At 67.1% G+C, this 22553-nt stretch carries 24 protein-coding genes; 13 read left to right on the top strand and 11 right to left on the bottom strand.

The features are described 5' to 3' along the window. Position 1 precedes the first annotated feature (1 nt). From VHA82_RS11890 to VHA82_RS11850, 9 genes are all read right to left on the bottom strand, one after another. The gene (locus tag VHA82_RS11890; RefSeq protein WP_325543795.1) at positions 2-1276 is read right to left on the bottom strand and encodes an ABC transporter permease; all 1275 of its coding nucleotides are present in this window, start codon (positions 1274-1276) and stop codon (positions 2-4) included. Further along, positions 1273-1989, bottom strand: a complete 717-nt coding sequence (locus tag VHA82_RS11885; protein WP_325543793.1) for an ABC transporter ATP-binding protein — start codon at positions 1987-1989, stop codon at positions 1273-1275. Before VHA82_RS11885 ends, VHA82_RS11890 begins: the two co-directional genes overlap by 4 nt. A gap of 7 nt (positions 1990-1996) precedes the next feature. Continuing rightward, positions 1997-2515 carry a DUF2796 domain-containing protein gene (locus VHA82_RS11880; RefSeq protein ID WP_325543791.1) on the bottom strand — a complete coding sequence of 173 codons (519 nt, stop codon included), beginning with the start codon at positions 2513-2515 and terminating at the stop codon, positions 1997-1999. A gap of 32 nt (positions 2516-2547) precedes the next feature. Beyond that, positions 2548-3042, bottom strand: a complete 495-nt coding sequence (locus VHA82_RS11875; protein ID WP_325543789.1) for a TlpA disulfide reductase family protein — start codon at positions 3040-3042, stop codon at positions 2548-2550. A 2-nt stretch (positions 3043-3044) separates the two neighbouring features. Next, complete coding sequence (locus VHA82_RS11870) at positions 3045-5204, bottom strand: TonB-dependent receptor plug domain-containing protein (protein ID WP_325543787.1); 2160 nt, start codon at positions 5202-5204, stop codon at positions 3045-3047. Between the two features lie 118 nt (positions 5205-5322). After that, a complete protein-coding gene (locus tag VHA82_RS11865; RefSeq protein ID WP_325543785.1) occupies positions 5323-5712 on the bottom strand; it encodes a hypothetical protein in 390 nt (129 codons plus the stop codon). Positions 5713-5768: 56 nt separating this feature from the next. Beyond that, positions 5769-6881 (bottom strand): 5-methyltetrahydropteroyltriglutamate--homocysteine S-methyltransferase, encoded by a 1113-nt coding sequence (locus VHA82_RS11860; protein WP_325543783.1) that lies wholly within the window; start codon positions 6879-6881, stop codon positions 5769-5771. Positions 6882-6912: 31 nt separating this feature from the next. Then, positions 6913-7869, bottom strand: a complete 957-nt coding sequence (locus tag VHA82_RS11855; RefSeq protein ID WP_325543781.1) for a PDR/VanB family oxidoreductase — start codon at positions 7867-7869, stop codon at positions 6913-6915. A gap of 7 nt (positions 7870-7876) precedes the next feature. Then, positions 7877-8932 carry an aromatic ring-hydroxylating dioxygenase subunit alpha gene (locus VHA82_RS11850; protein ID WP_325543779.1) on the bottom strand — a complete coding sequence of 352 codons (1056 nt, stop codon included), beginning with the start codon at positions 8930-8932 and terminating at the stop codon, positions 7877-7879. A gap of 153 nt (positions 8933-9085) precedes the next feature. Here VHA82_RS11850 and VHA82_RS11845 point away from each other — a divergent pair, with 153 nt between their 5' ends. The 8 genes from VHA82_RS11845 to VHA82_RS11810 all read left to right on the top strand — a co-directional run bounded on the left by VHA82_RS11845 (position 9086) and on the right by VHA82_RS11810 (position 16481). Further along, positions 9086-9823, top strand: coding sequence for a GntR family transcriptional regulator (locus tag VHA82_RS11845; protein ID WP_325543777.1), 738 nt, complete (start codon positions 9086-9088; stop codon positions 9821-9823). 155 nt (positions 9824-9978) lie between these two features. Continuing rightward, complete coding sequence (locus VHA82_RS11840) at positions 9979-11157, top strand: ABC transporter substrate-binding protein (protein ID WP_325543775.1); 1179 nt, start codon at positions 9979-9981, stop codon at positions 11155-11157. A gap of 48 nt (positions 11158-11205) precedes the next feature. Further along, the gene (locus VHA82_RS11835) at positions 11206-12081 is read left to right on the top strand and encodes a branched-chain amino acid ABC transporter permease (protein ID WP_325543773.1); all 876 of its coding nucleotides are present in this window, start codon (positions 11206-11208) and stop codon (positions 12079-12081) included. After that, positions 12078-13049 (top strand): branched-chain amino acid ABC transporter permease, encoded by a 972-nt coding sequence (locus VHA82_RS11830; RefSeq protein ID WP_325543771.1) that lies wholly within the window; start codon positions 12078-12080, stop codon positions 13047-13049. Before VHA82_RS11835 ends, VHA82_RS11830 begins: the two co-directional genes overlap by 4 nt. Continuing rightward, positions 13046-13897, top strand: coding sequence for an ABC transporter ATP-binding protein (locus tag VHA82_RS11825; RefSeq protein WP_325543769.1), 852 nt, complete (start codon positions 13046-13048; stop codon positions 13895-13897). The genes VHA82_RS11830 and VHA82_RS11825 overlap by 4 nt, the downstream gene beginning before the upstream one ends. Then, positions 13890-14594, top strand: a complete 705-nt coding sequence (locus tag VHA82_RS11820; protein WP_325543767.1) for an ABC transporter ATP-binding protein — start codon at positions 13890-13892, stop codon at positions 14592-14594. Before VHA82_RS11825 ends, VHA82_RS11820 begins: the two co-directional genes overlap by 8 nt. Then, positions 14591-15562: a tripartite tricarboxylate transporter substrate binding protein gene (locus VHA82_RS11815; RefSeq protein ID WP_325543765.1), complete on the top strand. Its 972-nt coding sequence runs from the start codon at positions 14591-14593 to the stop codon at positions 15560-15562. Before VHA82_RS11820 ends, VHA82_RS11815 begins: the two co-directional genes overlap by 4 nt. 19 nt (positions 15563-15581) lie before the next feature. Continuing rightward, on the top strand, positions 15582-16481 hold the full coding sequence (locus VHA82_RS11810) for an NAD(P)-dependent oxidoreductase (protein ID WP_325543763.1): 900 nt from the start codon (positions 15582-15584) through the stop codon (positions 16479-16481). 9 nt (positions 16482-16490) lie between these two features. On the opposite strand, the gene VHA82_RS11805 is transcribed toward VHA82_RS11810, so the two are convergent. Continuing rightward, a complete protein-coding gene (locus tag VHA82_RS11805; RefSeq protein ID WP_325543761.1) occupies positions 16491-16688 on the bottom strand; it encodes a hypothetical protein in 198 nt (65 codons plus the stop codon). A gap of 27 nt (positions 16689-16715) precedes the next feature. Between VHA82_RS11805 and VHA82_RS11800 the strand changes: the two genes are divergently transcribed. Genes VHA82_RS11800 through VHA82_RS11780 form a run of 5 tightly spaced genes read left to right on the top strand, consistent with a single transcriptional unit; the run spans position 16716 to position 21159 of the window. Continuing rightward, positions 16716-17945: a cytochrome-c peroxidase gene (locus VHA82_RS11800; protein WP_325543759.1), complete on the top strand. Its 1230-nt coding sequence runs from the start codon at positions 16716-16718 to the stop codon at positions 17943-17945. A gap of 25 nt (positions 17946-17970) precedes the next feature. Then, positions 17971-19305 carry a hypothetical protein gene (locus VHA82_RS11795; protein WP_325543757.1) on the top strand — a complete coding sequence of 445 codons (1335 nt, stop codon included), beginning with the start codon at positions 17971-17973 and terminating at the stop codon, positions 19303-19305. A 2-nt stretch (positions 19306-19307) separates the two neighbouring features. Beyond that, entirely contained in the window at positions 19308-19871 is a 564-nt protein-coding gene (locus VHA82_RS11790) for an FMN-binding protein (RefSeq protein ID WP_325543756.1), read from the top strand. Next, positions 19871-20689 (top strand): FAD:protein FMN transferase, encoded by an 819-nt coding sequence (locus VHA82_RS11785; RefSeq protein WP_325543754.1) that lies wholly within the window; start codon positions 19871-19873, stop codon positions 20687-20689. The genes VHA82_RS11790 and VHA82_RS11785 overlap by 1 nt, the downstream gene beginning before the upstream one ends. A gap of 8 nt (positions 20690-20697) precedes the next feature. Further along, positions 20698-21159 carry a hypothetical protein gene (locus VHA82_RS11780; RefSeq protein WP_325543752.1) on the top strand — a complete coding sequence of 154 codons (462 nt, stop codon included), beginning with the start codon at positions 20698-20700 and terminating at the stop codon, positions 21157-21159. A 221-nt stretch (positions 21160-21380) separates the two neighbouring features. Here VHA82_RS11780 and VHA82_RS11775 read toward each other — a convergent pair whose 3' ends face one another. Beyond that, the gene (locus tag VHA82_RS11775; RefSeq protein WP_325543749.1) at positions 21381-22550 is read right to left on the bottom strand and encodes a PepSY domain-containing protein; all 1170 of its coding nucleotides are present in this window, start codon (positions 22548-22550) and stop codon (positions 21381-21383) included. Positions 22551-22553 lie beyond the last annotated feature (3 nt).

The following is a 22553-nucleotide window of genomic DNA, read 5'->3' as shown; positions in this document are numbered from 1 at the left end:
GTCAAAGTCTCGGAGACAGCCCATCGGCCAGGGACATCCGGTACGCGCGCCACCCAGGGACGAGACTCGCCGCCATTCCGGATACGAGGATGGCCAGCAGAAGAAGACACTCGCTCGGCGTCGGCGCGGACCAGGTGAGCGCAATGCCGAGCAGAGACTGCAGCCACGGACCCAGAACGAGGATCGCCACAAAGGTCGCAAGCGTGCCAAGGCAGATTCCCAGCGACGTAATCATAAGCCCCTCGATGGAAAGCAGGAGCATCACCTGCCGGGGAGACGCACCGGCCGAGCGCAGGACGGCCAGTTCGCGCCGCCGCTCGTTCAGCCCCGCCAGCACGACGCTGATGAGTCCCGCAAGACTCACGACCGCCACGATGGCCGACATCGCCAGCATGGCTCGCTCGCCTGCGCCGACGATGCGCCAGAGCTCATCGAGCGCAACCCCCGGCAGGATGGCCATCAGCGGCTCCCCGGCATAGTTGTCGACGGCGCGCTGCACCGAGAAGACGGCCGCGCGCGTCTTCAGCCCGACGAGCGCCGCGGTCACCAGCTTGGGCGTCAGATCCGCATTGCGCGCCTCCTCGGGGGAGATGTGATGGCCCGGCATCGGCACGCCGGCTGTCCAGTCGAGATGGATCGCCTCCATCGCTTCCAGGCTGATGTGGACCGTGCGGTCCACCGGCGTGCCGGTCCGCCCGAGAATTCCGACGACCTCGAACGGCTTGTCCGCGTGTTCCGCGCCTGGGATCGACCCGCTGCCATGGCTCAGGACGATCCGGTCGCCCAGCCGATAGTGGAGCTTCTCGGCGACCTCCTGTCCGATGACCGTGTCGTAGAGCCCGCTCAGGCTGCCGTCGAAAAAGCGGCCTCGCGCCAGCTCGAGATGGCGGTGATTGCCATAGCGAAAACGCGTGAAGTAGTCCGCACTCGTCGCCATCACGGGGAACCCGCGATGCGAATCGCCGAGCGACAGCGGCACGATCCAGTCCACCGCGGGGTATCCGGCGATCGCGCGCAGGCTATCCATGCGAATGTTGTTCGTCGCGGAGCCGATGTGAAAGACGGCGTAGAGCAGAAGCTGGATCGACCCCGTTCGCGCGCCCACGATCAAGTCCGTGCCGCTCACGGACTCGGTGAAGTTCTCGCGCACGTCCGTGCGGATGCGCTCCAGTCCGAGCAGAAGAAGCGTGGAAAGCGCGATCGAGAAGACCACCAGCGACAGCGTGGAGCGCCGGTTCCAGGCGCTGCGCCATGCAAGCGCCGAGATTCCGGTCATGCGCCCTCCAGCGCGCGGTCGGCTTCCTGCTGCGCCGCGCGGTTGATCTGCGCGAGCGACAGCCGCACGTCGAAGTGCGAAGCGAGCCGCTCGTCGTGGCTCACGAAAACCAGGGCGCTGCCCGCCACGCGGCATTCGCGCAGCAGCAGTTGCATGAATTCGTCGCGCAGCGCGGCGTCCAGCGCCGATGTCGGCTCATCGGCGATGACCACTTCGGGCCGCCCGATGAGCGCGCGGGCCGCGGCGACGCGCTGCTGCTGACCCACCGAAAGCTGCATCGCGCGGCGATCCCAGTGCGACGCCGCGAGTCCCATTTCGCGCAAGAGGTTCTGCGCGCTGGCGGCCGGCGTCCCCGAGCCTTCGGCGGCGCGCGCGCGCCGCTTCGGCGAGAAGCGGCATGGCAGCAGCACGTTGTCCATCGCGCTCAGATAGGGCAGCAGGTTGAACTGCTGAAAGATGTAGCCCACGTGATCGGCGCGAAATGCATCGCGCCCCCCGCCGGAAAGAGAGGCCCAGGAGGTGCCCAGCACTTTCACGTCGCCCTGGCGAGGCATGAGCACGCCCGCCAGGACGCCCAGAAGCGTGCTCTTGCCTCCCCCGCTCGGGCCGTGGATGAACAGGGACCCGCCCGCGGGGACCGCGAGGCGGTCGATGGCCAGGCAGTCGTGCGACGCGCCGGGCCACGCGTAGCGCAGGTCGCTCACCTCGATCATCGCGGCCTCAGCGCACCAGGTCCAGCCGCCCGCTCGGGCGCACCAGTTGCAGGCCGAACTGCGCACCGGGCCTTGCGACCTGCACGTCCACGCGCTGCATTCGTGCAAAGGTGAAGAGCCCCGTGTCGACATAGGCCGCGTCGGCCGCTCGCGCGCAGGTGAACGTGAACGACCCGTCGATGTCCGCGTGGCCCTCTTCGGACGGGCCGGGGTTTCCGAGCTTCAGGGCCGAAGACACCAGCTCGACACTCTGCAGCTTGCAGCGCGCGGCGGGGTCCAGCCTGAAGACGCCATCGGCGGACCGGAGCTTCGCGACGAGCGCATCGGCACGCTCGCGCTCGCCGGCCGTGCGCGGTGGATGTTCGAATCCCAGCAGGTTGTCCAGCGGCGATTCGAGCTGGAAGCTGATGGTGTTCGCCTCCACGGCGACGTCCAGACGCGCGACGCCGTGTTCGTGTTTGCCGGCAGCCATCGCGGTCGCACAGGCGACGAGAAGGACCGCGGCGGCCGTTGTTCGATGCTTCATTCGTGACTCCTGAATATTGCGAGAGCCGGGCGTCATCCGCCGCAGGCCGCGATCGCGGACGAGACCCAGGCCGCATCCACTTCTCCCACATGCGACCTGCAGGCGCGGTGAGACCGGTCGAGCACCAGGGTGTAGGGAAGCGCCCCCTTGGGATTGCCGAGGCGGCGCAGCAGGACTTCGGGACGAACGGGCGCCGCGAGCTGCGGGTAGGTGGGCCCCCGGCCCGCGAGGAAGCGCACCGCGTCCTGTCGCTGGTCCACCGCGATGCCGAGAAACTGGACGTTCTCGTGGCGCGCGGCCATCGCGAAGAGCGTGGGCATCTCCACGAGACAAGGCGGACACTCGCTGCCCCAGAAATTGAGCAGCATCGCCTTGCCTTCGAATTCGGAAAGCCGCACGAACCGCGATCCGTCGAGTTGCGGCAGTTCCATCGCGACCGGCGCCTCGGCCGCGTGCGCCGCGGTGATCGCGGCGAATGCGGCGGCCGCGCCGAGGGCTGCGGCCGCTTCGAGGAATGCACGGCCCATGGCTAGAAGCTCAGTTTCACGCCGGCCACCATCGTGCGGCCGATGTTGGGCCCCCAGATGTGCGTCACATCCAGCGCGCCGCCGGCATCGAGCCAGAGGAAACTGTCCCGGCTCGCCTGCTTGTAGTCGAAGACGTTGTCGATGCCCAGGTAGGTCTGGATCGTCTTGTTCCACTGGTACGAAGCGCGCAGATCCACGACCCAGAACGACGGACTGCGGTTCGGCTTGGGCGTGCCGTCGAGGTTGTAGCGCTGGGTGTCGGCGTAGTCGTAGAACTTCGCGAGGTTGGCCGGACCGGTGAGGGTCGCGCGCGCGTTGATGTCCCACGGCCCCGCGTCGTGGTCCAGCGCCAGGGTGACGCGGTAGTCGGGCCGGGCGAAGAGACTGCCCTGCATGTCGGTGGCGTTGAAGCGGTATTGATAGCGCTCGAAGCCGGCGGTGAAAGCGTCGCGCGGCGTGATCTGCCACGTGCCGACCACGTCCACGTTGTTGACCGTGTATGCGCTCGCGGCCGGCTGGAGCAGGAAGTTGCCCGATACGGCCGTGTCGTCCACGAACAGGGCCAGATTCCGGATGCGCGTGTGGTTGATGGAGGCCGTCACCGCGAAGCGGTCATTCGCGTAGTTCCAGGCGTAGGAGACGTTGTCCGATTTCTCCGGCCTCGCCTGTGAACGGTCCACGGACGGCGCCGCGAGGATCGCGTGCTCCAGCTCGAAGAACGAAGTGGGAAAGCGATAGCCGCTGCCGATCGCGAAGCGGCTGGAGACGTTGTCGGAGTGGTGCCACAGCATGTTCAGCCGCGGTGTCGTGATGCCGCCGTAGACGTTGTTGTGGTCGTATCGCACGCTCGCGTTGATTTCCAGGCGATCGTCGAAGAACGTCCGGTACATCTGCAGGAATGCGCCGGGGGTCCGGTACACGTAGGCATCGGCATCGATGCGCTCGATGCCGAAGGTGGGCGAAGACGGGTCTTCGCTCGTCGAGCGGCTGTGCAGGTCCTCGTAGCGGTAGTTCAGCCCGGCCGTCCACAGCGTCCGCCCGATCGGCATCTGCACGCTGCTTTCCAGGTAGTACTGCTTCTGCCGGCCGAAGTAGTCCGCGTCGCCGCCGTACCACGAGTCCTGGCGGTGTTCCGCATAGCCGCCCGCCAGGCGCAATTTCGCATCGCCGATCTGCCGCTCCGCGGTGCCGGCGAACTGGTCCCGTTTCGTGAAGATGATCTGCGCGAGGCCGAAGCGGCCGTCGTCGTAGGGGCCGACGAAACTGCCGTCGCTCGGGTTGATCCACCCGTTGGGATCGGGCGATGCATGCGGGCCCTTGCTGAAGTCGAAGGGGTTGCCGCTCGTGCTCGCGCGAACGGCGTCGTAGTCGTCGCCGAGAGGCCCGCCCATGCGCTTTTCGTCGATGTGGTCGAACCGCGTCTTGATGCGAAAGCCGCCGACGTCGTCGAGGAAGAGCCCGAGCCCGAGCAGTTTGCGGTCATACCCCGTGTATTGGGAAATGCCCGTGCCCACGCCGTCGACGCTGTCGTGCTGCTGCAGCGTCCCGCTCACCGAGAACGCGCCGCCCTGGAACGTCTTGGCCGCGTAGGCCGCGCCGCGCCGGAATCCGTCGCTGCCCCCGCTCAGATCGACTTCGCCGCCATCGCGCGTTGGACGCTTGGTGACGAGGTTCACGGTTCCCGCAAGGGATTCCGGGGCGATCAGGCTCGTGCCCGCTCCGCGCGAGATGTCGACTCGCTCGAGGCCGTTCAGGCCGATCATGTCGAGCCCATAGGCGTTGGAGACCGACGAGAAGATCGGGACGCCGTCGAGCATCAGCGTCGTGAAGCGGCCCGGCAGATTGTTCAGCGTGATGTTGCGCACGTTGCACACCGAGCACTCGACCTGCACGTCGATGCCCGGCCGGTGCGCCATGAGCTCGGTGAGGTTCGTGGCGCCTGTCTTCGCGATCTCGGCGGCGTCGATCGACTCGGTCTTGACGATCTCGTCACGCAACGCACCCTGCTGTGTGGCGCTCGGCCGGCTCGTCACGACGACGTTGGGCAGTGTCTTGCCGGCCGTGGACGCGGCCGAAGTATTTTTTTGTGAGTCGCTCTGGGCGACGACGTCGGCGGAAGAGACGTCGGCCGCTTGCGCGACGAATGGAAATGCGAGAGACATGGCCAGGGCCAGGCCTCGCGGGCGAGGACGAAACATGAGAAGCCACCTGAAACGTGGGAGCAAGGGAGCTCTCCGCCGGGCACTGCGGCTCGCCGGAGAGGACACGAGTGGAACCGGATCAGGCGGCGATGGGAGGCCCGCGGCTGCGCTGCGCGGGCAGCGTGAGCGCACCAAGGGCCAGTGTGCGCGCCGCGACGAGCTGGAAGGCCAGGCCCGTCAGCAGGACCGCGGAGAATGTGAGGGCAACGGTACCGGAGGCAGCCTGCGCGAACGCGAGGCACTCGAGGCATGGGTGCGAGACCTTTCCGTGCTGGCCGGCCCCGTCGTACGGGCCCGAAGCTTCCCGCGCCTCGGCTTCAGTGAGATGCCCCAGCTCATGCAGAACCGCTGCCTGCTGCATGAACACCATCAGCAACGGCAGCACCATCCCCGCGCAGATGCTGCGCCAGGTAAGTCGTCTTGATCGCGTGAGGCCGTGCACGGAGGTTTGCTGGAATGCCTCGGGCATTATGGCACCCCCTCGCGCGCGACAGCAATCGCCGAGCGAGAGCCGACCGCTGCCCTTCAGTCCACGCCCCACACCTCGCGCGCGGTCTCCACCACCAGCTGCAGCTTCCTGCGCTGGTCTTCCACGGCGATGTTGTTGCCGTGCACGGTGCTCGAGAAGCCGCACTGCGGCGACAGCGCGAGCTGCTCCAGCGGCGCGTGGCGCGAGGCCTCCTCGATGCGGCGCTTCAGCACGTCCTTGTCCTCGAGCTGGCCGAACTTCGTGGTCACGAGCCCCAGCACCACGGTCTTGCCCTTGGGCAGGAAGCGCAGCGGGCGGAAGTCGCCGGAGCGGTCGTCGTCGTACTCCATGAAGTACGCATCCAGGTCCATTTCCTTCAGCAGGGCTTCGGCCACCGGCTCGTAGTTGCCCTGCGCGGCGAACGTGCTCTTGAAGTTGCCGCGGCACAGATGCATCGCGAGCAGCATGCCCGGCGGCTTGCGCGCCACGACTCGGTTGATGAACTTCGCATAGCGATGCGGCAGCTCGTTCGGGTCGTCGCCGCGCTGGCGCGCGGCTTCGCGCAGCTTCTCGTCGCACAGGTACGCCATGTTCGTGTCGTCCATCTGCACGTATCGGCAGCCCGCGTCGTAGAGCGACTTCAATTCGTCTCCGTAGGCCTTGGCGACGTCTTCGTAGAAGTCGGGGTCGAGCTCGGGATAGGCTTCCTTGCTGATGCCCGCGCGGCCGCCGCGGAAGTGCAGCATGGTGGGCGAGGGGATCGTCACCTTCGGCGTGCGGCCGGCGCTCACCTGCGACTTCAGATATTCGAAGTCGGCGCGCTGGATGTCCCTGGCATGGCGCACCTTGTCGATCACTCGCATGACGGGCGGCGCGAGTTCCTCGGTGCCGTCGGCCTTGCGGATCGTGACGGGAATGTCCGTCTTCACACCGCCCAGCTGCTCCAGGAAGTCGATGTGGAAGTAGGTGCGGCGAAACTCGCCATCCGTGATGCTCTTCAGGCCCACGTCCTCTTGGAACTTCACGATTTCCGCGATGGCCTTGTCCTCGACTTCGCGCAGCTGCTGCGGCGTCATTTCGCCTTTGGCTTTCTTCTCGCGCGCTTCGAGCAGGTATTGCGGGCGAAGGAAGCTGCCGACGTGGTCGTAGCGGGCAGGAAGTTGCATCATGTCCGGGGTCTCCTTGAATGGCCGGCTTCAGCTACAGGTCCAGAACGAGCAGGGAACTCTTCGCCCGCGAGCAGCACGGCGTGAACTGGTCGTTCTTCGCCTTCTCCTCGTCGGTGAAGTACATGTCGCGATGGTCGCATTCGCCTTCCAGCACGCGCGTGATGCAAGTGCCGCACACGCCCTGCTCGCACGAGTAGAGGATCTCGACGCCTTGCCTCGCGAGCGCTTGCACCACCGTTTCGTTCGCCTCCACGCGATACGTCTTGCCGCTGCTTGCGAGCTTCACGTCGAATGCCCGATCCCCCGCCGTGTCCTGCGGAGTGGCCGAGAAGTATTCGAGGTGGATCTGCGCCGAGGGCCAGCCCATCCCCTGCGCCACCTGCAGCACGTGATTGATGTAGCCCGCGGGCCCGCACACGTACAGGTGCGTTCCCGGATCGGGCGTGCCGACCACGGCGGGCACGTTGAGGATCTGATCGGCCGCGCCGTCGTCGAAGTGGAACACCACCCTGTCCGAAAATCCGCTGGCGAGGATCTCGTCGCGAAACGCCGTGCGCTCGGGCGAACGCGTGCTGTAGTGCAGCGTGAAGTCCGAGCCGATCTTCGCAAGCCGCTGCGCCATGCACAGCAGCGGCGTCACGCCGATACCGCCCGCAAACAGCAGGGTGCGGGCGGCATGCACCAGCGGGAAGTGATTGCGCGGCTCGCTGATCTGGATCGTGTCGCCTTCCCGCACGGCGTCGTGCATCGAGGCCGAGCCGCCCCTCGTGTTCGGATCGCGCAGCACGGCGATGCGATAGCGGTGCGTTTCCGCCGAATCGTTGCACAGCGAATACTGGCGCGTGCCGCCGCCGGGCAAGTGCACGTCGATGTGGGAGCCCGCGCTGAAGCCGGGCAGGGCGCCTCCATCGGGGCGCGCGAGTTCGAAGCCCGCGATGTCCTGTGCCTCGCGCGTCTTGCGCACGACCTTGACGGTGAGTTGAGTCATGCCGCCATCATGCCGCGAGTTTCTGCGGCTGCGGCTGCGGCTGCTCTTGCGCGACCAGCCGGTCGATGATGCGCCGCGACTGCACGCCGCCCGCGTCGATGTTGAGCATGAGAAGCTTGCGCTCGGGGTACCGCAGCAGGTTGCGCTGCTGCGCTTCCAGCACCGCCATGTCCTCGGCGAAGACCCGGGCCTGGCCCTCGCGAATCTGCGCGGTGAGCGCCTTGTCCCGCACGTTGAAGTTGCGCGCCATGCCCCAGAAGTACCACATGCTCGTTTCGGTCTCGGGCGTGAGGAAGTCCACCACGATCGAATACACCTTGTCCTTCGCATCGGCGTGGTAGCCGCCCTTGCCTTCGAGGGCGACGCCGACTTCGATCAGGATGTGGCTCGGCGGGTGGAAGTGGCACACCTGCCAGCGGTCCACGGGCTGGTCGTCCGGCAGATGGTTGCCGCGCAGGTTGGCCTTCCAGAACGGCGGGGGCATCACGTTGTTCATGAAGCGGCTCGTGATCACGTGCTCGCCCTCGGTCTTCGTGGCAACGGGCGTCTCGTCGATTTCCTTCTGGCCGATGCTCGTGGTGTGCACGTAGGTTTCGTGCGTGAGGTCCATGAGGTTGTCCACCATCAGGCGGTAGTCGCATGCGATGTGATACATCCCGCCGCCGTAAGCCCAGTCGGGGCTCTCGGCCCATTCGAGGTGGTGGATCTTCGCTTCGTCCGCGAGCGCGGCGTCGCCCGGCCAGACCCAGACGAAGCCGTACTTCTCCACCGCCGGGTACGCGCGGATTTTCGGAAAGCCCTGCACCCGCTGGCCCGGCATCGAGACGGTCTTGCCGTCGCAACCCATCACGAGGCCGTGATAGCCGCAGACGAGCTTGCCTTCGCACACCGCGCCGAGCGAAAGCTGCGCGCCGCGATGCGGGCAGAAGTCTTCCAACGCCGCGACCTTGCCGGTGTCGCCCCGGTAGAAGACGATCTTCTCGTTGCAGATGGTGCGCCCGAGCGGCTTCTCGTCGACCTCGTCGGGCGTGCAGGCGACGTACCAGGCGTTCTTCGGGAACATGGTTTCCTCGTGGATGGCAGTGGGCGGATTATGGCCCGAAAGCCGCTTAATGTATACATTGACTTGGCGACTCTGGCTGATACGAGGCTGGATATACAACCTAAAGGTTCATGAAGATGAGATTGCCGGATTTCATGTATACACTAGAGCGCCATGAATGACCTCGACGCCGGCTCACAAGCCTTCAAGGCCCAGCTCAGGCTGCGCGAAATGATCCTCGCGGGCGAACTCGCGCCCGGCGCCCGCATCGCCGAGCTCGCGATCGTCGACAAGCTGGGTGTCTCGCGCACGCCGATCCGCGCCGCGTTGATGCGGCTGGAGCAGGAAGGCCTGCTTGAAACGATGCCGGGGGGCGGCTATGCGGTGCGCATCTTCTCCGAGCGCGAGGTGAGCGACGCGATCGAATTGCGCGGAACGGTCGAAGGCCTCGCCGCGCGGCTCGCGGCCGAGCGCGGCGTGCCGGGCGACCTGATCGAACAGGCGCACGTCTGCCTCGCCGAAATCGACGCCGTGCTCGAGCAGCCCGCCCTCGACGACGGGGCGTTCCCGCGCTACGACGATCTCAACCGCAGATTCCATTCGCTGTTGAGCGACATGGCAGGCAGCTCGGTCATCGCGCGCGAAATCGATCGCGTGGTCCGGCTGCCGTTCGCATCGCCTTCGGGCTTCGTCATCGTGCAGGCGAACTCGCCGCGCGCGCGCGACATGCTGATCGTCGCGCAGGACCAGCACCGGCAAGTGCTCGACGCGATCGAACACCGCGAAGGCGCGAGAGCCGAGGCGATCATGCGCGAACACTCGCGCATCGCGCAGCGCAACCTGCGCGAGGCACTCGCGAGCCGCGACCTCGAGCGCATGCCCAGCGTGCGCCTGATCCGCGCGCGAGCTTGAGCAGGCGTTAATATCCGGCGCTCGGTCATGCCGACGTGCGATAACTGGTAGAGCGTGCCTTCCGTTTACTCTGCAAGTCTCGCCATCGACAATCCGCCAGCCCCTCGGTTCGCCCCGAGGTGTGCCCGCGCTCTGATCAACCCAAGGAGACCACCATGCGTCAGCACAAGAGAAGCTTCCTGAAGACCGCGATCGCGGTCGCCCTCGCGGGCAGTGCATCCCTCGCCTTCGCGCAAGGCGCGCCGTTCAAGATCGGCCTCATCCTGCCGATGACGGGCCAGCAGGCGACAACCGGCCGCCAGATCGAGGCCGCTGCCAAGCTGTGGATGGCGCAAAACGGCGACACGGTCGCGGGCCGCAAGATCGAGCTCGTGGTGAAGGACGACACGAGCCTGCCCGACCAGACGAGGCGGCTCGCGCAGGAACTGGTGGTGAACGACAAGGTGGACGTGCTCGCGGGCTTCGGCATCACGCCGTCGGCGCTGGCCGTGGCGCCCATCGCCACGCAGTCGAAGACGCCCGAAGTGGTGATGGCCGCGGCGACCTCGAGCATCACAGAAGCATCGCCCTACGTCGTGCGCACGAGCTTCACGCTGCCGCAGGTGTCGGTGGCGATCGCCGACTGGGCGCCGAAGAACGGCATCAAGTCCGTCGTCACGCTCGTGACCGACTACGGCCCGGGGATCGATGCGGAGAAGTATTTCAGCGAGCGCTTCATCCTGAACGGCGGCAAGGTGATGGACAAGCTGCGCGTGCCGCTGCGCAACCCCGACTTCGCGCCGTTCCTGCAGAAGGTGCGCGACCTGAAGCCCGATGCGCTTTTCGTGTTCGTGCCCTCGGGCGCGGGCGCTGCGGTGATGAAGCAGTTCGGCGAACGCGGCATGGACAAGGCGGGCATCCGCCTGATCGCCACGGGCGACGTGACGGACGACGACCAGCTGAACGACATGGGCGACGTCGCGCTGGGCGTCGTCACCTCGCACCACTACTCGGCCGCGCATCCGTCGGTGGCGAACAGGAAGTTCGTGGAGGCGTTCGAGAAGGCCAACAAGGGCATGCGTCCGAACTTCATGGCCGTGGGCGGCTACGACGGCATGCGCGTGATCTACGAAGCGCTGAAGAAGACCGGGGGCAAGGGCGGCGGCGACGCGCTGCTCGCGGCGATGAAGGGGCAGATCTTCGAAAGTCCGCGCGGGCCTGCCTACATCGACGCGCAGACGCGCGACATCGTGCAGAACGTGTATCTGCGCAAGGTCGAGAAGAAGGACGGCAAGCTCTGGAACGTCGAGTTCGACGTGATCAAGGACGTGAAGGATCCGGGCAAGAGCAAGTAGAGACATTCGAGTCCCCTCTCCCCGCGGGGCAGAGGGAGCAGGAAAGCCATGCTCACCATCCTCTTCGACGGCATCGCCTACGGCATGCTGCTGTTCATCCTCGCGGTCGGCCTGGCCGTGACGATGGGGTTGATGAACTTCATCAACCTCGCGCACGGCGCTTTCGCGATGGTGGGCGGCTACATCACCGTGCTCCTTATGCAGCGCGAGGGCGTGCCGTTCCTCGTGTGCCTGCCCATCGCATTCGCGGGCTGCGCACTGCTCGGCACGGTGCTCGAACGCACGCTGTACCGCCCGCTCTATCGCAGGCCGCACCTCGATCAGGTGCTGTTCTCGATCGGCCTCGTCTTCATGGCGGTGGCCGGGGTCGACTACTTCGTCGGCTCCACCCAGCAGATCATGCAGCTGCCCGAGTGGCTGCGCGGCCGCACCGAGATCGGCAGCGGCGCGTGGACGCTCGGCATGGGGCACTACCGGCTCTTCATCGTGATCCTGTGCGCCTTCCTCACGCTCGGGCTGCAGTACATCCTCTCGCACACGCGCTTCGGCAGCCGGCTGCGGGCTTCGGTGGATGACCAGCGCGTGGCAGCGGGCATGGGCATCAACGTGAACGTCGTGTTCCTCGCCACGTTCGCCTTCGGCTCGGGGCTCGCGGGGCTCGGCGGCGCGCTCGGCGCGGAAGTGCTCGGGCTCGACCCCTCGTTCCCGCTGAAGTTCATGATCTATTTCCTGATCGTGGTGGCCGTCGGCGGCACGTCGTCCATCACCGGGCCACTCGCCGCGGCGCTGCTGCTCGGCATCGCCGACGTCGCGGGCAAGTACTACATCCCGAAGATGGGCGCCTTCATCGTCTACAGCGTCATGATCGTGATCCTGATCTGGCGCCCGCAGGGTCTCTTCGTGCGGCAAGGCGGCAAGGCATGACGAGCGAGGCGCAGAAGTCGCTCCTGGCCGCAAGGCGCATCCGCTGGTGGGAGCCGGTGCTCTGGATCGCAGCGTTCGCGTCGCCGGCCGTGTTCCCGTCGCACGCGCTGATCGTGAACGAGATCGCGATCGTCTCGCTCTTCGCGATGTCGCTCGACCTCGTGCTCGGCTTCTCGGGCATCGTGTCGCTCGGGCATGCGGCGTTCTTCGGGCTGGGCGCCTATACGGCCGCGCTCTTTTGCCAGCACGTGAATCCGGACCCGCACCTGGGCCTCGTGGTCGCGATGGCCGCGGCCGCGCTGCTCGGCGTCTTCGCCGCGTTCACCGTGCTTCGCGGCACGGACCTCACGCGGCTCATGGTGACGCTCGGCGTCGCGCTCGTCCTGCTGGAGCTCGCGAACAAGCTCGACTGGCTCACGAACGGCACGGACGGGATCCAGGGCCTGCAGTTCAAGCCGCTGCTCGGCACGTTCGAGTTCGACCTGATGGGGCGCACGGCGGCCTATTACTCGCTCGTCGTGCTGCTCGTCCTCTTCTTCGTGTCGCGGCGCATCGTCGACTCGCCCTTCGGCGCAACGCTGAAGGCGATCCGCGACAACCGCCTGCGCGCGATGGCCATCGGCGTGCCGGTGCACGCGCGGCTCATCGCGATCTATACCGTGGCCGCGGCCATGGCGGGCGCGGCCGGCGCGCTCTTCACGCAGACGTCGGGCTTCGCGTCGCTCGACGTGTTCGAATTCCACCGTTCCGCCGATGCGTTGCTGATGCTGGTCGTGGGCGGAGCGGGGTGGCTCTATGGCGGGGTGGTGGGCGCGATCGTGTTCAAGCTGATGCAGGATTTCCTCTCCTCCATCACGCCGCAGTACTGGACCTTCTGGCTCGGCCTCTTCCTCGTCGTGCTCACGCTCGTGGGACGCGACCGGCTGTTCAAGCCGTGGACGTGGTTTTGGCGCGGAGGTTCGCGGTGAGCGACGTCGTGCTTTCCGCGCAGGGCCTCGTGAAGAAGTTCGGCGGCATCACCGCGACGAACAACGTCACGCTGGACGTTCGCCGCGGCGCGCGGCACGCGCTGATCGGGCCCAACGGCGCGGGCAAGACGACGCTCATCAATCTGCTCACGGGCGTGCTCGAGCCCACGGCGGGGCGCATCGTGCTGGAGGGCGAGGACATCACGACGCTCGCGCCGCACCGGCGCGTGCGCCGCGGGATGGTGCGCACGTTCCAGATCAACCAGCTCTTCGCCTCGATGACGCCGCTCGAGACGCTCGCGCTCGTCGTCTCGCAGCACCAGGGGCTCGGCGCGCGGTTCTGGGCTTCGCTCGGCGCGAATGCGCAGGTGGCCGAGCGCTGCCAGCAGCTACTGGAGCAGTTCCACCTCGCCGAGGTCATGAACCAGCGCACCGAACATCTGGCATACGGCAAGCGGCGGCTGCTGGAGATCGCGATCGCACTCGCGTGCAGCCCGCGCGTGCTGCTGCTGGATGAACCGGTGGCAGGCGTTCCCGCGGGGGAGCGCGAGGAATTGCTGCAGACGGTCGCGGACTTGCCCGCCGATGTTTCGGTGCTCCTCATCGAACACGACATGGATCTCGTCTTCAGCTTCGCCAACCGCATGACGGTACTCGTGAACGGCGGCGTGCTGGTGGAAGGCACGCCCGAGGAGATCGCGAACAACACCGACGTGAAGGCAGTGTATCTCGGGCATGAAGTGGAGGCCACTTTCGCCGCCGTGCCGCCTCGAGGCGAAAGCAACTCTCAGGGCGACAGCGCGACGCACGACAGCGACGAGCGCGGGGGGGAGCGTTTTCATGGGTGACCTGCTTCGCGTGTCGGGCCTGAGTGCCGGCTACGGCGAGGCCGTCGTGCTGCACGAGGTGAGCTTCGAACTCGCCGAAGGCCAGACGCTCGCCCTCCTCGGGCGCAACGGCACGGGCAAGACGACGCTGATCAACACGCTGGCGGGCGCGACGCGCCGCCATGCGGGATCGATCGAGCTCGGCGGCGTGGCGCTGCACAAGCTGCCCTCGCATCAGCGCGCGGCCGCAGGCATCGGCTGGGTGCCGCAGGAGCGCAACATCTTCAAGTCGCTCACGGTGCACGAGAACCTCACGGCGGTTGCGCGGCCGGGCCGCTGGTCGCCCGACCGCGTGTACGAGATGTTCCCGCGCCTCCTCGAACGCAGGACGAACCTCGGCACGCAGTTGTCCGGCGGCGAACAGCAGATGCTCGCGGTGGGGCGCGCGCTCGTCGTGAATCCGAAGCTGCTGCTGCTGGACGAGCCGCTGGAGGGGCTGGCGCCGATCATCGTGTCGGAGCTGCTGCGCGCGATCTCGCGCATCACGCGCGAGGAGGGACTTGCCGCGATCATCGTCGAGCAGCACCCGCAGGCGATCCTCGCGATCTCGCATCTGGCCGTCGTGCTGGATCACGGCACGGTCGTGCACGCGAGCACGGCGGACGCGCTCGTCCAGTCGCCCGAGCAGCTCGACAGGCTGCTCGGTGTGGCACGATGAATGGCGTGAAGAGACGCGACGTTCTGATCTGCGCGGCCGCATCGGCCATCCTGCCGGCGTACGCTGCTTTCCCGAGCCGGCTGCTTCGCATCGTCGTGCCGTTCGGCCCGGGCGGCATCGCGGACCTCACGGTGCGTACGGTGGGCGAAGCGCTCGGCAAGCGCATCGGGCAGAGCGTGGTGGTCGACAATCGTCCCGGCGCGGGCGGGGTCACGGCAGGTGACATCGTCGCGCATGCCGAGCCCGATGGACACACGCTCCTTCTCGTGAGCAACGGCACGGCCGTGAGCGCCGGGCTTTTCTCGAAGCTGCCGTTCGATCCGGTGAAGGACTTCGTGCCCGTGTCCCTCATCGGCACTTTCGACATCGCGATCGTCGTCGCCGAGAACTCGAAGCTGCACACGCTCGCGGACCTGCTCGCCGCCGCGAAGGCGAACCCGGGCAAGCTGAACATCGCGACCGTCAATGTCGGAAGCACGCAGCATCTCGCGGCCGAGCTCTTCATGACGGCGGCGGGCATCCGCGCGCAGGTCGTGCCGTTCAACGGCACGCCGGCGGTCGTGACGGCGCTGCGCGGCGGCGAAGTGGATGCGGCCGTGGAAATCCTCGGACCCCTGCAGTCCCAGCTGGATGCGAAGGCGTTGCGTGCTCTCGCGGTGATGGGCGGCAAGCGGCCGGGCGGCATGCCGCAGGTGCCGACGGTGGCGGAAAGCGGCGGCGCGCTGCGCGGCTTCGATGTGTCGTCCTGGAACGGGCTCGCCGCGCCTGCGAAGACGCCGCGCGAGGTGGTCCAGCGTCTCCATGCCGAACTCGAGGCGGTGCTCGCCGATCCGGCGGTGCGGCAGCGTCTCGCGGCGTTGAGTGTCGAGGCGCGATCCAGCACGCCGGAGCAGCTCGGCGCGCTGCTCGCGAGCGAGATTCGCCGCTGGAGCGACGTGATCGCGCGCGCGGGCATCCCGCGGCAGTGAGAAAAAGGAGATGAGCAGCATGAACCCGCAACGACTGGGTCTCGTCGGTTATGGCGAGGTCGGCAAGATCTTCGCGTCGGGCCTGAAGCCGCGCGTGACGCATGTCTCTGCATGGGACCTGAAGTTCGCGGACACGACGACGCAGGAAACCGAACGCGCGCACGCGCGCGAACGCGGCATCGCCGGCTGCGGCTCGATGCGCGAGTTGTGCGAAGCGAGCGATCTCGTGATCTCCGCCGTCACCGCATCGAGCACGCTCGCCGTGGCGCAGGAGGCCGCGCGGTTCATTCGCCCCGGCACGGTCTTTCTCGACCTGAACTCGGCTTCCCCCGGCACCAAACAGGAAGCCGCACGTGCGATCGACGCGACGGGCGCGCACTACGTCGAAGCGGGCGTGATGACTTCCGTCCCGCCCTATGGCATCAAGGTGCCGATGCTGCTGGGCGGCGCGCGCGCGGGCGAGCTGACCGCGCTGCTGCGAGGCTGGGAGATGGACGCGAAGGCCGTGAGCGACGAGCTCGGCGTCGCGAGCGCCATCAAGATGTGCCGCAGCGTGATGATCAAGGGGTTGGAGGCGCTCGTCATCGAAAGCTATGCCACCGCGCGCGCGTACGGCGTGGAAGACCATGTGCTGCCCACGTTGCAGGAGACGTTTCCCGGCATCGACTGGACGAAGCAGGGCGCGTATTTCTTCAGCCGTGTCGTGCAGCACGGCAAGCGCCGAGCGGAGGAAATGCGCGAAGCCGCGAACACCGTGCGCGAAGCGGGGTTCGATCCGTTCATGGCCGCGGCCATCGCCGAGAAGCAGCAGTGGGTGGCCGACCATGCGAAGGACGGCGTGTTCAAGGCGATGTCGAAGGACGCACGCTGGCAGGACTATGCCGATGCGTTGATTGCGGCGGGTTCGCCGCCACGATAGGCAACCGATTCAGATCGGCATCGCGCGCCTTTCGGCGCCGAGACCTTCGTTCGACCGGACGAAGAAGTCACTCGGACCCGGCGGCCCGCGCCACGCGCCCGGCAGTGTGATGAAGCGCGCCAACTGGGCCGGATATTTTTCCAAGTGCGTTCTGATGCGGCTCAAAGTTTGCGGCTGAGTTGATGTAATAATGAGATTGATTCGCATTTGTGGTCTATACGCCGCCCTTCAAAAATGTCCTCGAGTCGAACGCGCTTGCGCTGGAATTTGCCTCTCGGTTGCCGACTGCTCTGCAGCACGCTCGCGGCCTGCGTGATGCTCACGGGCTGTGGTGGCGGCGGATCAGGGAGCGCCCCGTCATCCGGCGCGGCCCCGACGCTGAGCGCCGCGGCCCAACTCGGCGAGCAGATCTTTCATGATGCGACGCTTTCCGCATCGGGCCGGATGTCGTGCGCGACCTGCCATGACTCGAACTTCGGGCATGCCTCGCCGTTCGATACAGCCGTTGTGCTCGGCGGGCCGAACGCCGATCAGCAAGGCATGCGCAATGCGCCCTCCATCCGCTACCTTCGCTACAACACCGGCTTCTTCTTCGCGGACGACGGCACGCCCACCGGAGGATTCTTCTGGGACGGCCGCGTGTCGTCGCTGCACGATCAGGCGAAGGAGCCTTTCGTGAACCCCGTCGAAATGGCCAACCCGGACGTCGCGAGTGTCGTGGCGAAGCTTGCGGCGGCACCCTATGCGGCGAAGTTCGTGGAACTCTTTGGCGCGGGCATCTTCACGTCTCCCGAGGCGGCCATGGAACGCGCCGCATTCGCGCTGGAGCGCTATCAGATGGAGGATCCGGACTTCGCGCCGTTCTCGAGCAAGTACGATGCTTTCGTCGCCGGTCGCGCAACGTTGACGCCGCAGGAGCTCAACGGCCTCGCGCTCTTCAACCGGCCGGACAAGGGCAACTGCGCGGCTTGCCATCCGAGCACGAAGCCCGCGAACGCGCCGGGCGCCCTCTTCACGGACTTCACCTACGACAACCTCGGCGTGCCCCGCAACGTGCTGATCTCGGCCAACGCCGATTCAGCCTACTACGACCTGGGCCTGTGCGGACCGAAGCGGCCCGACCTCGCTGTCCGGGCCGACCTGTGCGGAGCGTTCAAGGTGCCCAGCCTGCGCAACGTGGGCTTGCGCAAGCACTTCTTCCACAACGCCGCCTTCACGACGCTGGAGCAGGTGATCCGCTTCTACGTGCGGCGCGACACCGATCCGCAGCTGTGGTATCCGCTCGACGCGGGCGGCAACGCGATTTCGTACAACGACCTGCCCGCTGCGCTGCGCGGCAACGTCAACACGACCGAGGTTCCGTACAACCGCCACCTCGGCGAGGCGCCGGCATTGACGGACAGCGAGATCGCCGATGTCGCCGCATTCCTGCGCACGCTCACCGACGGCTACCACGCGCCCTGAACAACGAAAGAGACGGAGAACGACAATGAAGAAACGCGGATGGAGCCTGAACGTGATCGCGTTGGCCGCGGTGCTTGCCTGCAGCCCGGCGAGCGCGCAAACGGCCGAGGCCGAACTGGCCGCCCAGGTGCGTCAGCTCAGAGCCGAGATGCAGAAGCTGCGCGACGAGATGGAAGCGCTGAAGAAGCAGCAGGGCGCTGCAACCGCACCGGCCCCCGCGACGGGTGGATGGAACGCGCCTGCCGCCGCTTCCGCATCCGGACCGGGGCCCGCCGCGGCAGCTGCGCCCCAGTCCGCCGATGCGTCGACGGGTCTGCGGCTCTTCGGCTACGGCGAATTGAGCTATAGCCGTCCGAGAAAGGACCCCGCGAACACCGTTGCCACGCTGGGCCGGGGCGTGCTCGGCTTCGGCTACCGCTTCGACGAGCGCACGCGGATGGCGGCCGAGCTCGAAGTCGAGAACGCCGTGGCATCCGCCGACGACCGGGGCGAAGTCGAGCTGGAGCAGATGTACATCGAGCACGACTTCACGCCGAACATCTCCGCCAAGGCGGGCCTCTTCCTGATGCCGATCGGGCTGCTCAACGAATCGCACGAGCCCACGCGGTACTTCGGCGTGTTCCGCAACCAGGTGGAAACAGCGATCATTCCGACGACATGGCGCGAGATCGGCATCGGTGTGCAGGGGACGACGGACAGCGGCTGGCGCTGGAACACGGGCGTCGTGACGGGCTTCAACCTCACCGCCTGGGACCCGGCCAGCACGGAGGGCATCGAATCTCCTCTCGGCGCGATTCACCAGGAAGGCCAGCTCGCCCTCGCGCGAACGCTGGCCGGCTATGCGGCGGTCAACTACAGCGGCGTCCCCGGGCTGAAGGTGGGCGGCAGCATTTTCCATGGCGGCGCGGGACAGAAGCAGCCTGGCTTCGCGGCGCCGGACGCGACCGTCACGCTGGCCGAGGCGCACGCGCGCTGGCAGGCGGGCCCGTGGGACATCGCGGCCCTCGCGGCGCAAGGCCGCTTCTCGGGCATCGCGGCGCTCAACGCGACCTTCGCCGGTCAGCCGGCACCGGTGCCGGACCGCTTCGGCGGCTGGTATGCGCAAGGGGCCTACCGGGTGTGGCAAGCAGGGCCGCAGTCGTTGTGGCCGTTCGCGCGCTATGAGCGCCTGAACACGGCGTCCTCGTATTCCGGACTCCCGGCCGGCGTGATCCCCGCGCCGCTTCCCGCCACACGGACGGTGACGGTCGGGGCAAACTACTACCTGAACCCGCAAGTGGTGTTCAAGGTGGACTACATGCGTTTCGTGGATGACAGCACGCGCGATCGCTTCAACCTGGGCGTCGGCTTCGACTTCTGAGCATGCAACGGCGCAGGACCCTGTTGCGCGGCGCGGCGGCGAGCGGGCTCGCGACCTTGTGGCATCCGGTTGCATTCGCCGTCGTCTACATGGACATCGACCAGGCCCGCAAGGTGCTGCTGCCGCAGGCAGCGTCGTTCACGGACTGGCCGCTCACCATCGATGCACAGGTTTCGGCGGCGATCGAAACGGCGACGCAGCATCGGATTCCGCCCGGCTTCGGGCCCATGGGCTGGACCGGCCTCGACGCGCAAGGACAGCAGGCCGGCTTCGTTCTCGCGGACAAGGTCACGGGGAAGTTCGAGCTGATCGACTACGCCGTGGGGTTCTCCGCCGACGGCGCCGTGACGCAGGTCGAAGTGCTCGCGTACCGGGAGTCGCATGGAGGGGAGATTCGCAGCCTCGCGTGGCGGCAGCAATTCGCCGGGCGCAAGGCGCCGGCGGCGATGCGCTTCGGCGACGACATCCGCAACATCTCGGGTGCCACGTTGTCGTGCCAGCACGTGACCGAAGGCGTGCAGCGCCTGAGCGCGCTCGTCGGCATGCGGCTGCGGAAGAAGCCGTGATGCAGACCCGGTCGGATGTTCTGCGCCGGGCAAAGCCGCTGCTCGGCACGATCGTGTCGATCGAAGTCGTCGCGGGTGAGCGGGGGCGCTCGGGCGCCATGGATGCGATCGCCGATGCATTCGCGGCCGTGCAGACCATCCACCATGCGATGAGCGCGCACAGCACGGATTCGGACCTCGCAAGACTCGCTCGCGCGGCACCGGGCTCGACCGTGCCGGTGGATCGGCACACCTGTGCCGTGCTCGGAGCGGCCCAATACTGGACGTCGGCGAGCGCGCATGCGTTCGATCCCCTCCGGGCCGCAAGGCGTCTGGCGCGACCCGGCTTGCGAGACGGCCTCATGCGTGCCTCGCACGGCAGCGGCTCGCTGGCAGCGCTGCGAATCGTCGACGATACGTCGGTGGTTCCCGACGGTGCTCTCCCGCTCGATCTCGGCGGCATCGCCAAGGGGTACGCCGTGGATGCGGCCGTCGAGATTCTCCGATCGCGCGGTGTGGATTCCGCACTGGTCAACGCCGGCGGAGACTTGCGCGCCTTCGGCCGCAGGCAATGGACCCTCCATCTGCGGCATCCGTCGACGGCGTCGCTTGCGAAACGGTTGCTGCGATTGAAGGAAGGAGCCGTCGCGACTTCGGTGCGCGGCGAGGACTTCGTGCCGAAGCGCCGACTGGCGCCCGGCTGGCAATGCGCCTGCGTTCTCGCACCCGACTGCATGACGGCCGACGCTTTGACGAAGTGGGCCTTGCAAGCGGACGAGCCGTGCTTCGCGCTGCGCCGCGCACTTCGCATTCATCGAGCGCGGCTCGTGCGATGGTGAGGCGGTTCATGCCGGGCAGGCACGCGGGCTGGACGCGTGCAGGGGTCGTGCTCACGGGCCTGGTCATCCTGATACTGTGGCTCACGGGTGTGGTGCTCTATGCGTGGCCTGCGGATGACACTGCCGTGCTGGATTCCTGGCACATGGAAGTCAGACGTGCCGCGGTGACCGTGCACGGCAGCGCGACCTGGCTCATCTGCCTGTTCGCGGGCCGCTGGATCTGGCCCCACGTCGGCCGGGTCTGGGCGAGATCGCGCACGACGATGTGGGGCGTCGGTATAGCGATGCTGTCGCTTCTGCTGGTCGCGGTCTCCACCGGCCTCGCATTGCTGTATGGACCGGCCGCGCAACACGACTGGATCGCGCGCGCGCACTGGTGGTCAGCTCTTCCGATTCCTGCGGTCGCGGCGTGGCATGCGAAGCGACTTGTCCAGCAACGAGGGCGAGCAGCGGCGGAAGCGCACGATTGACTCGTCGCCCGGTCGGCGAGAGGGCTCGCGGGATCGACCTGCCCGCGAGCGCCCCCACGCGAGCGACGAGACAATCAGCGGCGGTGCGAGCGAGAGCCACGCGAGCATGTCCCAGATCCCGTCTCCGACGAGCGCCGACGCGAGTCCGAAGGTCGAACTGACGGCGAGCGCCAGTGGCCACAGCCACACGTGCCGAAAAGCGCTGCGCTCACTGAAGTCACTCATGAAACATGGCTCCCGCCCGGGTCCGGCTTCGCGCCGCATCGCTCGGCTGTGTCATTGGGATCCCGCCTCACATTCTTGCGCTTTCGCTTGAAGAGCCACAGGTACAGGCCGCTTCCCAGCACGACGATCGTGATGAAGTCGAGAATCGCCCAGACGATCTTCAGCGGCAATCCGCCATAGTCGCCGAAGTGCAGCGGCTGCGACAAGAGAAGGCCGCTGATGTACCAGGGCAGGTCGCGCGAGTCGGTCAACTCGCCCGTCTTCGCATCGATCAGCGCCGGCTTCAGCAGCTTGCTGGTCAACGGCGTCGTTCCGCGTCCGAATACGGCGTAGTGGTGAGGACTCGAGAACAAGGTTCCGGGGAAGGCGATGAACGCCAGCTCCATTCCGGGCAGCGTTCGCGCAGCGCCGGCAACGGCACCGTCGAGCGAGGCGCGCTCGCCGGGCGGCAGCGGCGGCTGGCCGCGGTAGGGCGCCGTCATCTCGGCCATCTGCGTGACTTGCCAATACCTGATCGCGAGGTCGGCCCACGTGTTGACGACGCCCGTCGCGCCGACGACGAGCGCCCACGCCACGGTGACGATCCCGAGGACGTTGTGCAGATCGAACCAGCGCAGCCGCGTGCTTCGTGTGCGCACGCTCGCGAAGGCCTGCCGGCCCATGTAGGGCGCATAGACCACCACGCCCGAAATCACGGCGGCGACGAACAGCATGCCCATGACGCCCAGGAAGAGCTTGCCCGGCAGGCCCGCAAACATGTCGACGTGCAGCTTCAGCAGCACGTACATCACGCCGCTCTCGTAGTCGGGCTCGCCCGCCACCCTCGCCGTGCGTGCATCGACCACGACATAGCGATTGCCTTCCTGCGCCGCCGGCGCCGGCCCGAGTCCGATCGTGACCGCGTTGGGCTCGTCCTCGTCGATGAGAAGGTACTGCGGAACCAGCCTCGGGTAGCGCGCCTGCGCGGCCTGCAGCAGGCGGTCGTAGCCGGCGCGCGGCGTGCCTTCGGGAAGATCGGCGATCTTCCACGGGCGCGATGCGTCTTCGATCTCGTGATGGAATATCAGCGGCAAGCCTGTGATGCAGAGGGACAGCAGGAAGACGGTGCAGACCAGGCTGGACCACTTGTGCACCCAGACCCACCGCCGGATCGCATGCGGAGTCATCGC

The sequence above is a fragment of the Ramlibacter sp. genome, from assembly GCF_035548915.1.
In the GTDB taxonomy this organism is placed as follows: Bacteria; Pseudomonadota; Gammaproteobacteria; order Burkholderiales; family Burkholderiaceae_C; genus Ramlibacter.
The sequence above is the reverse complement of the archived record's forward strand: the minus strand, read 5'-3'. Positions and strand labels throughout refer to the sequence as shown.

Bases quoted from the DNA above. Each gene is read 5' to 3' on its own strand.
- VHA82_RS11890 (WP_325543795.1), bottom strand. From the start codon at position 1,276: ATGACCGGAATCTCGGCGCTTGCATGGCGCAGCGCCTGGAACCGGCGC.
- VHA82_RS11800 (WP_325543759.1), top strand. From the start codon at position 16,716: ATGTCCTCGAGTCGAACGCGCTTGCGCTGGAATTTGCCTCTCGGTTGC.
- VHA82_RS11855 (WP_325543781.1), bottom strand. From the start codon at position 7,869: ATGACTCAACTCACCGTCAAGGTCGTGCGCAAGACGCGCGAGGCACAG.
- VHA82_RS11865 (WP_325543785.1), bottom strand. From the start codon at position 5,712: ATGCCCGAGGCATTCCAGCAAACCTCCGTGCACGGCCTCACGCGATCA.
- VHA82_RS11775 (WP_325543749.1), bottom strand. From the start codon at position 22,550: ATGACTCCGCATGCGATCCGGCGGTGGGTCTGGGTGCACAAGTGGTCC.
- VHA82_RS11795 (WP_325543757.1), top strand. From the start codon at position 17,971: ATGAAGAAACGCGGATGGAGCCTGAACGTGATCGCGTTGGCCGCGGTG.
- VHA82_RS11790 (WP_325543756.1), top strand. From the start codon at position 19,308: ATGCAACGGCGCAGGACCCTGTTGCGCGGCGCGGCGGCGAGCGGGCTC.
- VHA82_RS11840 (WP_325543775.1), top strand. From the start codon at position 9,979: ATGCGTCAGCACAAGAGAAGCTTCCTGAAGACCGCGATCGCGGTCGCC.
- VHA82_RS11860 (WP_325543783.1), bottom strand. From the start codon at position 6,881: ATGATGCAACTTCCTGCCCGCTACGACCACGTCGGCAGCTTCCTTCGC.
- VHA82_RS11780 (WP_325543752.1), top strand. From the start codon at position 20,698: ATGCCGGGCAGGCACGCGGGCTGGACGCGTGCAGGGGTCGTGCTCACG.
- VHA82_RS11785 (WP_325543754.1), top strand. From the start codon at position 19,871: ATGCAGACCCGGTCGGATGTTCTGCGCCGGGCAAAGCCGCTGCTCGGC.
- VHA82_RS11805 (WP_325543761.1), bottom strand. From the start codon at position 16,688: ATGCGAATCAATCTCATTATTACATCAACTCAGCCGCAAACTTTGAGC.
- VHA82_RS11875 (WP_325543789.1), bottom strand. From the start codon at position 3,042: ATGGGCCGTGCATTCCTCGAAGCGGCCGCAGCCCTCGGCGCGGCCGCC.
- VHA82_RS11815 (WP_325543765.1), top strand. From the start codon at position 14,591: ATGAATGGCGTGAAGAGACGCGACGTTCTGATCTGCGCGGCCGCATCG.
- VHA82_RS11830 (WP_325543771.1), top strand. From the start codon at position 12,078: ATGACGAGCGAGGCGCAGAAGTCGCTCCTGGCCGCAAGGCGCATCCGC.
- VHA82_RS11870 (WP_325543787.1), bottom strand. From the start codon at position 5,204: ATGTCTCTCGCATTTCCATTCGTCGCGCAAGCGGCCGACGTCTCTTCC.
- VHA82_RS11885 (WP_325543793.1), bottom strand. From the start codon at position 1,989: ATGATCGAGGTGAGCGACCTGCGCTACGCGTGGCCCGGCGCGTCGCAC.
- VHA82_RS11850 (WP_325543779.1), bottom strand. From the start codon at position 8,932: ATGTTCCCGAAGAACGCCTGGTACGTCGCCTGCACGCCCGACGAGGTC.
- VHA82_RS11835 (WP_325543773.1), top strand. From the start codon at position 11,206: ATGCTCACCATCCTCTTCGACGGCATCGCCTACGGCATGCTGCTGTTC.
- VHA82_RS11820 (WP_325543767.1), top strand. From the start codon at position 13,890: ATGGGTGACCTGCTTCGCGTGTCGGGCCTGAGTGCCGGCTACGGCGAG.
- VHA82_RS11845 (WP_325543777.1), top strand. From the start codon at position 9,086: ATGAATGACCTCGACGCCGGCTCACAAGCCTTCAAGGCCCAGCTCAGG.
- VHA82_RS11880 (WP_325543791.1), bottom strand. From the start codon at position 2,515: ATGAAGCATCGAACAACGGCCGCCGCGGTCCTTCTCGTCGCCTGTGCG.
- VHA82_RS11810 (WP_325543763.1), top strand. From the start codon at position 15,582: ATGAACCCGCAACGACTGGGTCTCGTCGGTTATGGCGAGGTCGGCAAG.